We start from the raw sequence: 14365 nt of genomic DNA on the forward strand, positions 1-14365 counted from the left end.
CCCTCGTAGGGCGGGGGCTGCGGCGGGCCGAAGGTCTGGGCCGGGTAACCGGTCTCGGACGGCTGCTGGAACGAGGGGGGCGCGGCGAGCCAGGGATTGGCGTTCGGGTCGGTCTGCTCGGACACCGGCTGCTGGGGCGGGGGCTGCTGGGATTCGGGCTGGGCGCCCTCGTCCGGCGGCGCGTTCTCCTGCTCGGCGGGCGCCTCCTGCCGCTCGCCCTCGGAGGGGGCGGGGGACGGCCCGGTCGTCTCGCCGCTCATCGCGTCCAGAGAGGCCAGCCGCTCCTCCAAAGAACGCCCGTCGTGCTCGTTCCTCGCCACCGTTCATCCCCCTCGGGCACGCCTCTGATGATCTTCACGGAGCAGGTGGGCAAAATGATCCCCACGCAGGATACCCGTGCACCAATACCACGCATCCCGCCTGTAGATCGACGTTGGCGGGTGCCAGGCGCCCGGTAGCGTGACCGGTATGCATGCGATCGTTATCCGTGAGCCGGGAGACTACGACGTCCTGGAATGGACGCAGGTTCCCGATCCGGAGCCGAAGCCGGGTGAGGTGCTGATCGAGGTGGCGGCGAGCGCGGTCAACCGCGCGGACGTCATGCAGCGCAAGGGCTTCTACCCGCCGCCGTCGGACGCTCCCCCGTACCCGGGGCTGGAGGTGTCCGGACGGATCACCGAAGTCGGCCCGGACGTGACCGGGCTCGCCGCCGGGGACGAGGTGTGCGCGCTGCTCGGCGGGGGAGGGTACGCGGAACGGGTCGCGGTGCCCGCCTCGCAGGTGCTTCCCGTACCGCGCGGGGTGGACGTCGTCGAAGCGGCCGGTCTCCCGGAGGTCGCATGCACGGTGTTTTCGAACGTCTTCATGCTCGCGGGGCTGCGCGAGGGCGAGACGCTCCTGGTCCACGGCGGCGGCAGCGGCATCGGGACGCTGGCGATCCAGCTCGCCAAGGCGCGCGGCGCGCGGGTGGTGACGACGGTCGGCAGCGCAGGGAAGGCGGCCCGCTGCAAGGAACTCGGCGCGGACGTGACCGTGAACTACCGCGAAGAGGACTTCGTCGAGAGCGGCCCCTACGACGTCATCCTGGACCTTATCGGCGCCAAGTACCTGGCCCGGAACGTGGACGCGCTGGCCGTCGGCGGCAGGCTGATGGTGATCGGCCTCCAGGGCGGGACGAAGGCGGAGCTGGACATCGGCAAGCTCCTCCGCAAGCGGGCGCTCGTCCATGCGACGACGCTGCGGGCACGTCCGCTGGAGGAGAAGGCCGAGATCGTGGCGGGCGTCCGGGAGCATGTGTGGCCGCTCGTGGAGTCGGGGGAGATCCGGACGGTCGTCGACCGCCGGATCCCGATGCCGGACGCGGCGAGCGCGCACCGGCTGATGGAGGACAGCGGTCACGTCGGCAAGATCCTGCTGACCGTGTGAGGATTGAGGATTATGAGCGAGCCTTCGAAGAACCAGTCTGAACAGGACCCCCAGGTGCTCGTGCTCGGCCCGAACGGCATCGCCGTCGAGGCGGGCGGTGAGGGCGAGACCGAGGGCAAGTCGGTGACCGAGATGGTCGAGCAGCCCGCGAAGGTCATGCGGATCGGCGGGATGATCCGGCAGCTTCTGGAGGAGGTCAAGGCGGCCCCGCTGGACGAGGCGTCCCGGGCCCGGCTGCGGGAGATCCACCAGTCGTCCATCAAGGAGCTGGAGGACGGTCTCGCGCCGGAGCTGGTCGAGGAGCTGGAGCGGCTGTCGCTGCCGTTCACCGAGGGGACGGTGCCGAGCGAGGCGGAGCTGCGGATCGCGCAGGCGCAGCTCGTCGGCTGGCTGGAGGGCCTGTTCCACGGCATCCAGACGACGCTGTTCGCGCAGCAGATGGCGGCGCGTGCGCAGCTGGAGAACATGCGTCGCGCCCTGCCCGCCGGGATGATGCCGCCCGGCGCCGCCGAGGAGGAGCAGTCGCCCGGCCGCCGCGGGACCGGCCCCTACCTGTAGGGCGCGACCGGGCACGGCGCCTGGAGGGCACGACGCGGAACGGCCGCCTCGCGGGCGGCCGTTCTCACTACGGAACCGTTCTCGCTACCGGAAGAGGCGTTCGAGGACTTCGGCCACGCCGTCGTCGTCGTTGCGGGACGTCTTGTGCGTGACGGCCGCAAGCACGAGCGGGTGCGCGTTGCCGACGGCGTACGAGGTGCCCGCCCAGGTGAGCATCGGCAGGTCGTTGGGCATGTCGCCGAACGCGGTGACGTCGTCGGCCGTGAGGCCGTGCTCGGTGCAGAGGGCCGCGAGCGCGCTGGCCTTGGTGACGCCGTGCGCGCTCATCTCCAGCAGGCCCCGCCCGGACGAGGTGGTGACGGTCACGAGGTCGCCGACGGCCTCCACCGCCTTCTCGGTGAGCGAGTCGGGGTCGGCCTCGGGATCGAACCCGAGCAGCTTCGTCCCGCTGAGGCCGAGGATCTCCTCGCTGTTCACGGGACGGCCGCCGAGGGCCTTCGCGTTCAGGCGGCCGAGGGTGTAGCTGTCCTCGAACATGAACCCGTCGGTGTGCTCCACGGCGAACCGCAGTTCGGGGGCGATGCCGCGGAGCCGCCCGATCGTCTCCGCGATCACCGGCGCCGGGATCTCGTACGCCTTCAGGACGGTCTCGGTGTGGAGGTCGTACACGACGGCGCCGTTGGCGCAGATCGCGACGCCGTGGTGGTCGACGGCCGCGGCGATGTCGGTCATCCAGCGCGGCGGCCGCCCGGTCACCATGACGAGCATCGCCCCGGCCCGCTCGACACGGGCCAGGGCATCGACGGTACGGGCGGAGATCGTCCCATCGGAGCGCACGATCGTGCCGTCGAGGTCGGTCGCGATCACGCGCGGCGAGGAGTGGGTCATGTCACCTTCCTGGGCTTATGGCTCACACCATAAGCCACACCTCGGACACACTCCCCGCCGGGCGTCAGCGCTTGACCGGCTCCAGGACGTCCAGGCCGAGGAACTTCTGGAGGGCCTCCGGGACGCGGACCGTCCCGTCCGCCCGCTGGTGGTTCTCCAGGATCGAGACCATCCACCGCGTGGTCGCCAGTGTCCCGTTCAGGGTCGCGACCGGCTGGTTCCTGCCGTCGGCGTCCCTGTGCCGCACGGCGAGGCGCCGGGCCTGGAACTCGGTGCAGTTCGATGTGGAGGTGACCTCGCGGTAGGTGTTCTGCGTCGGCACCCACGCCTCGCAGTCGTACTTGCGCGCCGCGCTGGACCCCAGGTCGCCCGCCGCGACGTCGATCACCCGGTACGGGATCTCGACCTTGGCGAGCATCTCCTTCTCCCACTCCAGCAGCCGCAGGTGCTCGGCGTGCGCGTCGGCCGGGTCGCAGTAGGAGAACATCTCCACCTTGTCGAACTGGTGGACGCGGATGATGCCGCGGGTGTCCTTGCCGTACGAGCCGGCCTCGCGGCGGAAGCACGACGACCACGCCACGTACCGCCGCGGCAGCTCGTCGATGATCTCGTTCATGTGGTACGCGGCGAGCGGCACCTCGGACGTCCCGACGAGGTAGAGGTCGTCGTCCGGAAGCCGGTACACCTCGGCGGCGTGCGCCCCGAGGAACCCCGTGCCCTCCATCGCCTCCGGCTTCACCAGGACCGGCGGATACATCGGGACGAACCCGTGCGCGATGGCCGTCTCCATGGCGAGGTTGAGCAGCGCGTACTGGAGCCGCGCGCCCACACCCGTCAGGTAGTAGAACCGCGCGCCCGACACCTTCGCGCCGCGCTCCATGTCGATGGCGCCGAGGCTCTCCCCCAGCTCGAGGTGGTCCTTCGGTTCGAAGTCGAACGCCGTCGGCTCACCGATGTGCTCCAGGACGGCGAAGTCCTGCTCGCCGCCGGCGGGGGCGCCGTCCTCGATGACGTTGGGGACGCCCTTGATCAGCGCGTCGAGTTCCTCACCGAGCCGGTCGGCCTCCGCCTCGCGCTCCTTGACCTCCTGCGCCAGCTCCTTGGCGCGGGCCAGCAGCGCCTGCCGCTCGTCCCCCTGCGCCTTGGACACCGACTTGCCGAAACTCTTCTGCTCCGCCCTGAGCTGCTCGAAGGACGTCAGCGCCGAGCGGCGCCTCCCGTCCACGTCCAGCAGCCGGTCGACGACGGCGTCGTCCTCACCGCGGGCGCGCTGCGACGCGCGCAGCCGCTCGGGATCCTCTCGAAGAGCTCGCAGGTCAATCACAGACCCGAGGCTACCGGCCCGGGTCCCCGTCCGCGCGCGAGTATCGCCGGTTCGACCGCCCGTTCAGCGGACGCCGCCGGCCAGCAGCGCGTGCGCGGGCAGCGCGACCCTGCCGTCCTTCGCCGGGTAGCCGGAGACGATCGCGTCGTAGGCGCCCTTGATGCGCGCGACGGTCTTCGCGTCCTGCCGCCCCACGATGACGCCGTTGGTGCCGACCCTGGAGAGCGCGCCCGTCTTCCACCACTCGTCGGGGTCGACGACGTGCTCCCACGAGACCTCCTCGACGGCGACCTCGCCGAACCCGGCCTCCCTCACCAGCCGCCTGAAGGCCACCGCCTCGCCGTACTCCATGAACGGCGCCTCGGGGATGTCGTCCGGCCACGGCACGCCGGCCTCCTCGATCGCCTGCCGGACGATCGCGAGGACACCGCTGCCCGGCATCACCCAGCAGCTCAGCGCCAGCCGCCCGCCCGGCCGCAGGACGCGCCGCAACTCCGCGAGCGCCCTGCCCGGGTCGCCGACGTGGTTGATGACGAAGTTGCCCGCGACCGCGTCGAACTCCCCGTCCGCGAACGGAACCTCGGGCAGGACGGCGACGCGCACGTCCAGGCCGGGGACGTTGCGGCGGGCCGTCTCCGCCATGCCCGGCTCGGCGTCCATCGCCGATACCGCGGCACCGCGCCAGCCCGCCTCCAGCGCCACGAAGCCCGGCCCGGTCCCGACGTCGAGGAACCGCGTCCCGTCGGCGACACCGGCGGCGTCCAGCAGCGGACCGACCATGTAGCGGGTGACGTGGGCGAACCCCCGCTCGTACGCGGCGGCGCGCCCGTCCCACAACTCCCGCTCGTAAAGATCAAAGTCCTTGGCCACCTACGCAGCGTACGTCAGCGAACGTTCACGTAGTCGCTCGGGTGATTGGACCCGATGTACGTCCCGCTCCCCCAGTAACGCGCGAGCCACGTCCCGTCCTTGGAAGCCTTGAACTTCCTGCTGAACCACCCGTTCTTCGCCGTCTTGGTGATGGCCTTCTTCGTCCAGGCGGACGACCCCTTGGGCTTGAAGTAGATGTGGATGTTCGCCCCCGGCCCCGGCTTCCCAGCAGGCATGTAGCGGTACAGCAGCCCCTTGACCGTGATGTAGGCGCCCTTCCTCACCGGCTCCGGTGCAGCGTTGTAGGAGTGAATGTGCGTCCGGTACCCGACATCGACGTAATCGGTCGGAAGATTGGAGCCGGCGTAGGTGGCACTGCCCCAGTACCTGGCGAGCCACGTCCCGTCCTTGGACGCCTTGAACTTCTTACTGAACTTCCCGTTGCTCGCCGTCTTCGTGATGGCCATCTTCGTCCATGTAGACGACCCGCTCGGCTGGAAGTAGATGTGGATGTTCGCGCCCGGCCCCGGCTTACCCGCGGGCATATAGCGGAACAAGGTCCCCGCGACCGTGACGTACGCCCCCTTCATCACCGGCTCCGGGGAGACGTTGTAGTACTGGATGGATGTCCGGTACTTGACATCGACATAGTCGGCACCGCTCACGGCCGGCGTGTACTCGTTGGTGCCCGGGTATTGGGCGCGCCAGTAGCCGTCCTGTGTCCCGACCGTCGTCATGTCGAACGTCCCGTCGGCAGAGGTCGTCTGAGACGTCACACGCGTCCAGTTCGTGCCGTTCGCGGAGAACTCCACGAACACGCGCACACCGGCCAGGCCGTGGGCGACCCCGTCGACATCGGCTACCAGGCGCCCGCTGAGTCGCCTCCAGCCGTCGTACCAACTCGGCTCTGGGCCTGCGTCGAAGCCGGCGAACCGCGCGGCCTTCCGGACCTCCGCGGCGCCTGCCGCCGCATGGCCGCCGGTCGGCGACGTCGTGTCCGCGTGGGCGGTCGCGGGGACGGACAGGGCCGACACCACGACGGCGGCGGAGACCAAGAGGGCTGACGAGGTGCGCAATTGGGGGCCTCTCCACTTTGGGGGTGTTGTGGAGTTGACGCCCGAGATCGATTATCGGTTCACCGCCGAACCCGACCGAGTGGTCACATCTCGGTCACCGGAGACCTCGCCGGCCTCCCGAGGCTGTCAGGGGTTGTTACGGGGGACGGCGCATCCGTCGTCCGTGCAGGTGTCGGTGTCGGCGCCGATCGTGGTCAACTTGGGACGCGCGTCCGCCCAGGCGCGGTCGAGGACCTGCGTGAACGTCTCGGTCGGCTGGGCACCGGAGACGCCATAGCGGCCGTCGACGACGAAGAACGGGACGCCCGTCGCGCCGAGTTCGCGGGCCTCGCGTTGGTCGGTGTCGACCTCGGCGGCGAACTTGCCGGACGTGAGGGTCTCGCGTGTGGCGGAGGCGTCCAGGCCCGCCTCTTCGGCGATCTTCACCAGGGAGTCGTGGTCGAAGACGGAGCGGCGGTCGGTGAAGTGCGCCTTGTAAAGGGCTTCGACGACCTCGCCCTGCACGCCTTGCTCGGTCGCCAGGTGGACGAGGCGGTGCGCGTCGGCGGTGTTGCCCACCCGGCCGCCTTCCAGGTGATATTCCAGGCCGACTCCGGCGGCGCGCTCCTCCATCTGCCTGTTCATCTCGACGGCCTTCTCGCGCGGCATGCCGTACTTGCCGGCCAGCATGTCGGCGACCTCCATGGTCTCGCCTTGGGGGAACGACGGGTCAAGCTGGAACGCCCGGTACACCACCTCGACTTGATCGCGGTGCTCGAACCCCTCCAGGGCGTGTTCAAACTGCCGCTTCCCGATGTAGCACCAGGGACAAATCACATCGGACCAGATCTCAACGCGCATGAAGGCACCTCTCTAGGGACGGTCGATCATGTCCAACACGTCCAGGCGCAAGTTGATTTCCGCTCAGGCGCGGCCAGCGCGGATGGACTCCATCAGGAGCCTCATCAAGGAGGGAAGAAGGCTTCCTTCGCGGCCTGCGCGAGTACCGCCTGTGTGGGGCCGGTGATTCCGATGCGGTTCCAGTGGAAGATCACATGGAGGGCGGTTACAGCACGGATTCCTCGGGTGAGCCGACCGCTCTCCCGCAGGGTTCTCAGTTGTCCACCGGCGTTCTCGAACGCGGTGAGCCAGTCTTTTCCGATGTCAGGCCGGGCCTTGCCGATGAGGAGTTGCCGGACGTCGTCGGTGAAGGAGGCCCATGTTGCGGGATCTGGCAGTTCGCCGCGCAGGGCGGAGCGCTGTTCAGCGACTCGCGCCCAAACGTCGCCTTGCTCACCGAACTCAAGACCTGCGGCCCGCATGAGAGCGGAACATACGATCAGTGACCGTTCTCTGCGGTCGGATGGGGCGCCGTTGAGGAACGCGAGCAGGTGACGGCTGTCGGCGTGGAACAGCTCGTGTGCGGTGTCCATGCTGGCGTAGCCGCCGAAGGCGTGGACTTCGGGCTCGTAGATGTCGCTGGTCCAGTCGACACCTTGGGTTAGCAGAGGACGCAGGTCGCGGCGGCTGCCGGTTTCGGCGGGAAGGTAGCGGACGCGCCAGCGACTCTTGCGGATGAAGAACCATGAGGTGATGAGACCCCTGCTCTCTGCGGTGGGGAGAATCCGAGCCAGATGGGCGACGGCTTGCCGTTCACGCTCACGAGCGTTCTTGCCGGGGACGGCGATGTTCACTTGCGTCCAGGAGGTTTCGTTCATTACCGGCCCTTTCGTCAGCACAGTAGGAGGCAGGCGTCCCAGGAGGTTGCGATCCCCGTGGTGACCAGCTCGGCTCCGGCCGTCCCGTCGAGGAAGCCGGGCGGCTCGTCGGGCGTAGCGGCGGCTTGCCAGTGCAGGTTCAACAGCGGGGGAACGGGGGTCGGGGTGAGGGCGTCGGCGGCGATCCGCCGTCCGGTCGCCAGGAGGCCGCCGGTCCCGTGGCAGAGGCCGCGGCAGGTGAGGCGAGCCAGTTGCTCGGGGTCGCTCACGCACGCGGCGAATGCCGTCGCAGCCTTCCGCTGGCGCCGGATATCCCCGAGGGCTCGCGCGGCGAGTTGCTGGGCGCGGGCGATGCCCGGAGTTCCGTAGCACCAGGACGGCCGCAGCGGGCCCGGCTGGACGGTGTCATCCCGGTGAAGCTCGTCCAGGGTGATGATCTCTGGCCACCACGCGTGGCCGCCCTCGGTCTGCCGTTCCCAGTGGTCGAGCCACTGGCAGATGCGGGTGACCGCCGCTGGTTGCCCGTCGACGTGGATGCCGTCGCTCATCGTCAGTGCCATCAGGGCGAGCGGCCCGGTGATCCCGTGAGCCATCCCGTGGTTGCTATGGCCTTCGGCAGGGCCGGGGATGTCGCGGTTGGGGCCGGTCGGGCACCACCAGCCGGGGAGCCCATCGATCGGCTCCGTGAGCCGGACCAGGTAAGTCAGCACTTCAGCGAGCAGGTCGACGGCGTCGATACGGCGCAGGGCAACACCGAGGCCGGTCAGCCCGCGGATGAGGTCGAACTCGGCGTAGGCCGGGCGCTGGCGTTGATCGATGCGCCGGTGCGCAGCGTCCAGACGGCGGCGGGTCACGGTCGCGGTCCCTGCGGCGGTGGCGAACTTGGCGCGGGTGAGACCTGGCCGGTCAAATGCAGCGAGGACGAAGGCGAGGGCGGGAGCGCCGTAGTAGAGGCTGGCCCCGGCGGCGACGCTGACGCCTGCGGAGACGGCCTCGTGTAGCGCCGCGTACGCCGCTTCCCGGTCGCCGGTCTCCAGGTGGAGGAGTGCGATGCCGGCGGCTCCCTCGGCGAGGTTCTGCCCTTCGCTCATGGGATCTCGGCCACGGTGTCTTGGTTGTGGTGTCCGGTGCGCAGGTCAGTCTGGGCGATCGCGCGGGCCAGCCGCAGGCAGTGCCGCTCGGACGCGGTATCGATGCCGATCATGCGGGCGTGGTGCAGGTGCAGTAGGTCGGCCAGCACCTGGTTGGTATCCAGCTCGTCCCGGTCGGCGAGGGCTCGATACGCGCCCAACGCCACCGCCAACTCCGCAGCCTCCGGGGCGTCCGGTTCGGCGTTTCGGGCGCGGGCGAGCTGGGCGGGATCCAGGCGCGGGCCGCTGCGGCGCGGCACGTGATCGACGAGCCACGGCAAGCCGTCGCCGCAGGTGAACCCGTGCGCGATGGCGATCATCCCGGCGGCCGTGGCGGCCTCCCGGTCGCCCGACAGCCGCTGAAGGGCGGCGCGGGAGTCGGCGGCGAAGACCTTCTCGGCTGCGTTCAGGGTCGGTCCGCGTCCGTGGCGGGTCTCAGGCCGGTACGTCGCCAAGGCGTAGTCGGCCACCAATCCGTCGTCGTGCAATTGCTCCGCCCACAGGGCGAGATCATGGGCGACGCCGGCGAACTCGCCCTCGCGTAGCGGTACTCGCAGCCGCAGGTGTGGAGCCGGGTCGGAGTAGCGCAGGAACCACCAGCCCGCGGGGAGGTCGGGAAGGCGGGAGAGGATGTGGGTGAGGATGTCCGGGGATCGGCCGTACACGCGGGCATCCAGCCACCGTGACCATCCCGGCCGGTGCTGGACAGTACTGGCGGGTCGGGCAGGCCGCGCCGGGCGGCGGGGATGCGGCGGCGTCGCGGTGAGGGTGAGCAGGAGTTCGGCCGGTCTGTCACTGATCCAGCCGGACGGCCCGCCAGCCTCGGTGAGGGCCGCGCCGCCGTGCCGGTGAAGGTGGCCGCGCAACACTGCCAGGTGAGCTGGTTCGTCCAGGTCCAGACGCAGCCGGACGTCATCGAAGCCTCGATTCTGGCTGATCAGTACCTCGCGCGGCACCCGGTGCCGTTCGCGGTGCCGTTGCCTTGCGTCCTGCCATTGCGGCCAGGACGCGGCGCGGCCGGGCAGCGCGGCCGCGCGGACGGTCCAGCGGGCCGGGTGCAGGATGGCGCGGCCTCGCCGGATTCTCGGCAGGAACGGCAGACCGCTGGCGTTGCCCCAGTCGACCCTGGCGCACGGGGCCGTCCACGCCGTCCAGATCTCGGTCAGGAACCGGACGAGCGGCTGCTGAGCGGTCGGCAACGACACGCAGTTGAACAGCAGCGGCTCGACCGGGCGACCGGTGGTGGCCGAGGCCAGCCACAGCCGCTCACCGTCTCCCGCCACCGCCAGGTCCGCGAGCGTCCAGCGCGGGTCGGGGTGGAAGTCCCCGACCGGCAGGACGGGCAGCAGCTCGGGCGCGCGGGCCACCGTCGCCAGCCGGGGATGGAGCGGGGGCCCGGACAGTTGCACAATGTGGGCGCCGGGCATCGCGGCCGGAAGGTCCGCGTAGACGCTGCGGAAACGCTCCAGTTCGAGCGGGGTGAGCAGGTGCAGGAACCGGGCGGCCGAGACCCCGGCGTGGCGGGCGCCGCTCACCACGGTCAGGGTGAACGCGCCTCGGTCGAGGTCTCCTGGTGTGCGGGCGGCGAGGGTGAACCGCAGCTCGGTGTGCGGGATCGGCGGCCGTCCGTCGTCGCCGCGCAGCGCGGCGACCAGATCCTCATCGAGGACGACGTCGGCGCAGCCGTCCAGGGCGGACTGTTGGGCAAGGTCGGTGAGCAGCGCATCTCGGGCTGTGAATCCCGTCGGGTCTCGGTGGGGTGAGCCCCGGTACCCGGCGGGGAACCCCAGGACGTTTACCACCTCGCGCAGCGGCACGGCAGCTCCCGGTCCCCACCGTTCGATGAACGCGCGATGGTAGGCGCCCCACCCTGGCAGGGGCGACGCCACGGCGGCCAGCGCAGTCGCCGCGTCCTCGGCTGCGGCTACCACAGCGGGGGGCAGCGTCACCGAGCAGCCGACGCGCAGGTCGACCGCGGTCCGGGCGCCGGGTCCGGGCAGGTCGATGCGCCCGGCCAGGCGACGGGCCAGGTGCGCGGACGGGTCGGTCACGGTCATCGGCGGACGCACCTGCGACAGTAGGACACCGGCGTCCACCAGCGCGGCCAGCAGCCGCTCCGCCTCCACCCCGCCGCCGGGCAGCGTGTCGGCCAGCCTGGCGGCCAGGTCCCCGAACGCGATCGCGGAGGCGGCCTGCTCGACCGCCGCCCGCACCGGATCGCTGAGGTCGATCTCGACATCCCAGATCCGGTCGTGCTCGGCACGGGCGCACGGCAGCACCCACCGCCCGCCACGGGCGTACCCCAGAGGGTTCGTCATCACCGCGACCGTGCGCAGGACCGGCAACTCCCGCTCGGCCAGTGAGGTGTGCTCGGCGATGTAACGGTCGTCGGGACGGGCCACGGCACGATGCCGCCCGCTCCAGTGGACCGCTGCGCGCGAGCCGAGTTCCACGGGGGACACGCCGGCGAACTGGCCGAACGGGGTTGCGCGGGACGTCCACCGCAGCAAATACCGGATTGTGGCCTCCACCAAGCGCCGCAACCGGCGGACCCGGATCGGTTCACCGTTCAGGGCGCGGGTGATCTGTGCGGCCAACTCGGGGGCGGCGGGCGTGACGGTGGCCGCGAATCCCGGCAGCGTCCACGCCTCCCGCAGCCACTTCAGCCAGTCGTCAGGCCGGTCGGCGGTCAGGTCGGGCCAGGCCGGCAGGACCAGGCCATCGGGGTAGGCGGCGGCTCTGACCAATGCCGCATCCACCGCATGGAACATGGGTCGCTCACCGCCTCGGAGGTCGGCAGAAGGTGGCGTGGAACGGGGCCGGGCCCGGCCCCGGTTCGCAAAGGAGCCAGGCCCGGCAGAGGTAAGGCAGGGTGTCAGCGCACGCCGCCGACGTCGGCGTTGGTGGTGCAGGCGTCCGAGCCGGTGTTGCCCGACCCGCAGTCGTCGTCGGTGCTGGTGGCGTGGCCGCTTGCGATGTCCCCGGAGTCGACTAGGCGGACGTTCAGGTCGTACAGCTCGTCATGCTCCATCAGGAGGGTTCCCTTCTCATCGAGAGCTGGAGGTGTGGAAGGTAAGGACGATGCGGCTGTGCCGCTTGTCCAGGACGGTCCCGTCCGGCAAGTCGCCGTCGGGAGTGCGAGCCGGCAGGACCTGCAGGACCGGAGACGGACTGCCGGCGTCCAGCCACGCGCGCATGTGCTCGACCATCCGCCCGGCCGACGCGGCGGCCTCGGGCCCGTGGGCGTATGCGCCGAGATCAAACAACCTGCCGGTCCAGCGCAGCGCCGACCGGTAGGAGAACGTGCCCCCGTCGAAGGCGGCGGGAGTCCCGAACCGCCACGACGGCGCGACAATGCCGGATTCGACGGCCGCCTCCTGCGCCGTCAGCATCAGGAACTCCTCCGCCTCACGGGTGAGGCGGACGGCCAGCCACAGGTCAAGGTCGGCCAGCACCGTGCGGGGCGGCAGGCTCACCCCGGCCCACGCCTCCCGGCGGGGCTGGGTGAGGACGTCCGCGACCACATCCGGAATGATCTGCTGGTTCTCGTCGAGCCGCAGGTGGACACCAGCGGCGACGTCGACGTACCGCATCCGATGACCTCCGTCGCCCTGCATCGAGACGAACCCGCACTGGCGGTGGCTGCGGCTGACCAGCCGATCTCCGGAGCGCCGCAGCGCCCACGACCGGGTCATCCCGAACGTGCGCAGCGGGACGACGAGCACCCCGTCGCCGGTGAGCTGCTCACGCCACACCGACGGAATGTCCCATGCCCCAGCCGTGACGATGATCAGGTCGTAGCGGCGGCCCGGCTCGACCGGGTGCTCGGCGTCCGCGCACACGACGGTGACGTCGCTGTAGCCCGCACTCTCCAGGCAAGCCACCGCCCGATCGGTCACCGCGGAGTCGATGTCGACGGTCGTGACTGAGCCCGCCGGGCCGACCAGCTCGCTCAGCAGCGAGGCGTTGTAGCCGCCGCTGCCGATCTCCAGGACATCGCGCCCCTCCAAGCCGCCGAGCGCATCGGCAGCCTGACCGAGCATCTCCGCAATCAGGTACGGAGCCGACACCGAACTGGTGGTCTCCTCACCGCGCCGGTTCGTGATGACCGCGGTGTTCTCGTACGCCCTCTCCAATGGGACGCCGGGCGTGAACGCCTCCCGAGGAACCTTCCGCATCGCCCGTTCCACATCGGCGGGCATCGCCAGGCCCTTGGCCGCATGGTCAGCGACGATCGTGTCGACCAGCGCGTTGCGGAGTTCCTCAGACCGGCCGGCGCGGCTCGAGGTGCCGACGCTCACGACACACCTCCAGGTGCGAACCAGTCCATGGACCGGTCACTGTGCGAGGTCATTACTGGAAAGCCTCCTTGAGGTATGTGGTTCGTCAGCGAGACGCCCAAGAACCGTCGGCACGCACCATGCGCCACTTGTCACCGCCTTCTCCGAGCAAGCGGTGGCGGCAGCCGTCGAGGAGGCGCCGCAGCCGACTCGGCGGCGGGAACAACGGGTGAGTGAAGTGACCTGCGGCGGACACCCCGGCTCGCGGGACAGGTGCGGGACCGGATCGTGGTGGCACCGCGTGCCCGCCGGTCCGGACCGTCGATACCTGGCTGACGCGGCATGGAGCGTCGGGGTGCGGCCGTCGCCGGAGAGGACGCGGCACGCTCTCGATGATCGCCTCACAGAGGCCCTGCGGGGTGTCGGCTTCGAGCCACCGCTCATCGATGCCCTGCCGCCCGTACAGGGCCCACCACTTGCCGGTGGCGTTGCCGAAGTACACCGTCCGCACCTCGGGGAACGCATCCTCGATCACTTGCACTACCTGGTCGGGTCTGACGTCGCCCGCCCACCACGCCGGCGACCGCCGTGCGATCGCTGCGGTCATGCCGCTGATCCCGCAAAGCCGCGCCTGACCGTCTCGGCGACTTCCATGCGCTTGGCCAGGGTGTTCTGCGCCTCGCACACGACCACCAGCTCGGTGATCGACCCTGCCGCCACCTCGTCGACGCATCCGCGACCGAGCTGGTAGTCGGACAGCGTACCGAGACGCCTGGCGACAAGCCGCCCGTCGATCCGCTCCGTGCACCAGCCAGGACACAGCTCGCTCAGGTCGGCAACGCCGACCGTCATTCCGCTCGCCGCCCTCGGCGCGTTTACCATGGCGGCACCTCCTCTATGGGGGATGGTGGCCGCGCGGTCGGGAGGGTTCCAATCTCAGCCCGACCGCGCGGCGGTCTTCTTGTGTTCGCTACTTCCGGCCGTGCCCCACGAACCAATGCCATGGCCCGTTTGCACACGTCCGGATCGCCATCGACGCAACTTTAATGCTTACCGCGTTAAGTACACAAGAGATCTGGATGGAGTTCCCCGGCTCGGGCCGAGACCAGGGCCGGGC

14 protein-coding genes and 1 pseudogene are annotated in these 14365 nt (G+C 70.3%); 2 read left to right on the plus strand and 13 right to left on the minus strand.

All coding sequences use genetic code 11. The features are described 5' to 3' along the window. Positions 1-320 (minus strand): annotated as a pseudogene (locus tag E1285_RS36410) (hypothetical protein); the annotation flags it as partial. A 148-nt stretch (positions 321-468) separates the two neighbouring features. Between E1285_RS36410 and E1285_RS36415 the strand changes: the two are divergent. Together E1285_RS36415 and E1285_RS36420 are read left to right on the plus strand one after the other, a co-directional pair. Beyond that, positions 469-1425, plus strand: a complete 957-nt coding sequence (locus tag E1285_RS36415) for an NAD(P)H-quinone oxidoreductase (RefSeq protein ID WP_132159142.1) — start codon at positions 469-471, stop codon at positions 1423-1425. A 12-nt stretch (positions 1426-1437) separates the two neighbouring features. Next, on the plus strand, positions 1438-1983 hold the full coding sequence (locus tag E1285_RS36420; protein WP_132159143.1) for a bacterial proteasome activator family protein: 546 nt from the start codon (positions 1438-1440) through the stop codon (positions 1981-1983). A gap of 84 nt (positions 1984-2067) precedes the next feature. On the opposite strand, the gene E1285_RS36425 is transcribed toward E1285_RS36420, so the two are convergent. From E1285_RS36425 to E1285_RS36480, 12 genes are all read right to left on the minus strand, one after another. Further along, the gene (locus E1285_RS36425) at positions 2068-2871 is read right to left on the minus strand and encodes a Cof-type HAD-IIB family hydrolase (RefSeq protein ID WP_132159144.1); all 804 of its coding nucleotides are present in this window, start codon (positions 2869-2871) and stop codon (positions 2068-2070) included. A gap of 64 nt (positions 2872-2935) precedes the next feature. Then, entirely contained in the window at positions 2936-4195 is a 1260-nt protein-coding gene (serS, locus tag E1285_RS36430) for a serine--tRNA ligase (protein ID WP_132159145.1), read from the minus strand. 63 nt (positions 4196-4258) lie between these two features. Continuing rightward, positions 4259-5065 (minus strand): class I SAM-dependent methyltransferase, encoded by an 807-nt coding sequence (locus E1285_RS36435; protein ID WP_132159146.1) that lies wholly within the window; start codon positions 5063-5065, stop codon positions 4259-4261. A 14-nt stretch (positions 5066-5079) separates the two neighbouring features. Next, complete coding sequence (locus tag E1285_RS36440) at positions 5080-6120, minus strand: hypothetical protein (RefSeq protein ID WP_132159147.1); 1041 nt, start codon at positions 6118-6120, stop codon at positions 5080-5082. A 147-nt stretch (positions 6121-6267) separates the two neighbouring features. After that, positions 6268-6981, minus strand: a complete 714-nt coding sequence (locus E1285_RS36445) for a DsbA family oxidoreductase (protein ID WP_132159148.1) — start codon at positions 6979-6981, stop codon at positions 6268-6270. Positions 6982-7085: 104 nt separating this feature from the next. After that, on the minus strand, positions 7086-7838 hold the full coding sequence (locus tag E1285_RS36450; protein WP_132159149.1) for a thiopeptide-type bacteriocin biosynthesis protein: 753 nt from the start codon (positions 7836-7838) through the stop codon (positions 7086-7088). Between the two features lie 14 nt (positions 7839-7852). Continuing rightward, a complete protein-coding gene (locus E1285_RS36455) occupies positions 7853-8929 on the minus strand; it encodes a lanthionine synthetase C family protein (protein WP_132159150.1) in 1077 nt (358 codons plus the stop codon). Next, a complete protein-coding gene (locus E1285_RS36460; protein WP_243723290.1) occupies positions 8926-11727 on the minus strand; it encodes a lantibiotic dehydratase in 2802 nt (933 codons plus the stop codon). The genes E1285_RS36455 and E1285_RS36460 overlap by 4 nt, the downstream gene beginning before the upstream one ends. 116 nt (positions 11728-11843) lie before the next feature. Next, positions 11844-11999: an FxLD family lanthipeptide gene (locus tag E1285_RS36465; RefSeq protein WP_132159152.1), complete on the minus strand. Its 156-nt coding sequence runs from the start codon at positions 11997-11999 to the stop codon at positions 11844-11846. A 16-nt stretch (positions 12000-12015) separates the two neighbouring features. Continuing rightward, positions 12016-13269 (minus strand): methyltransferase, FxLD system, encoded by a 1254-nt coding sequence (gene fxlM / locus E1285_RS36470; RefSeq protein ID WP_132159153.1) that lies wholly within the window; start codon positions 13267-13269, stop codon positions 12016-12018. Between the two features lie 85 nt (positions 13270-13354). Beyond that, a complete protein-coding gene (locus E1285_RS36475) occupies positions 13355-13855 on the minus strand; it encodes a hypothetical protein (RefSeq protein ID WP_132159154.1) in 501 nt (166 codons plus the stop codon). Next, on the minus strand, positions 13852-14130 hold the full coding sequence (locus E1285_RS36480; RefSeq protein ID WP_132159155.1) for a hypothetical protein: 279 nt from the start codon (positions 14128-14130) through the stop codon (positions 13852-13854). Before E1285_RS36480 ends, E1285_RS36475 begins: the two co-directional genes overlap by 4 nt. Between the last annotated feature and the right edge of the window lie 235 nt (positions 14131-14365).

The sequence above is a fragment of the Actinomadura sp. 7K507 genome (assembly GCF_004348425.1).
Lineage (GTDB): Bacteria > Actinomycetota > Actinomycetes > Streptosporangiales > Streptosporangiaceae > Spirillospora.

Bases quoted from the DNA above. Each gene is read 5' to 3' on its own strand.
- E1285_RS36420 (WP_132159143.1), top strand. From the start codon at position 1,438: ATGAGCGAGCCTTCGAAGAACCAGTCTGAACAGGACCCCCAGGTGCTC.
- E1285_RS36425 (WP_132159144.1), bottom strand. From the start codon at position 2,871: ATGACCCACTCCTCGCCGCGCGTGATCGCGACCGACCTCGACGGCACG.
- E1285_RS36415 (WP_132159142.1), top strand. From the start codon at position 469: ATGCATGCGATCGTTATCCGTGAGCCGGGAGACTACGACGTCCTGGAA.
- E1285_RS36455 (WP_132159150.1), bottom strand. From the start codon at position 8,929: ATGAGCGAAGGGCAGAACCTCGCCGAGGGAGCCGCCGGCATCGCACTC.
- E1285_RS36445 (WP_132159148.1), bottom strand. From the start codon at position 6,981: ATGCGCGTTGAGATCTGGTCCGATGTGATTTGTCCCTGGTGCTACATC.
- E1285_RS36480 (WP_132159155.1), bottom strand. From the start codon at position 14,130: ATGGTAAACGCGCCGAGGGCGGCGAGCGGAATGACGGTCGGCGTTGCC.
- E1285_RS36475 (WP_132159154.1), bottom strand. From the start codon at position 13,855: ATGACCGCAGCGATCGCACGGCGGTCGCCGGCGTGGTGGGCGGGCGAC.
- E1285_RS36450 (WP_132159149.1), bottom strand. From the start codon at position 7,838: ATGAACGAAACCTCCTGGACGCAAGTGAACATCGCCGTCCCCGGCAAG.
- E1285_RS36465 (WP_132159152.1), bottom strand. From the start codon at position 11,999: ATGGAGCATGACGAGCTGTACGACCTGAACGTCCGCCTAGTCGACTCC.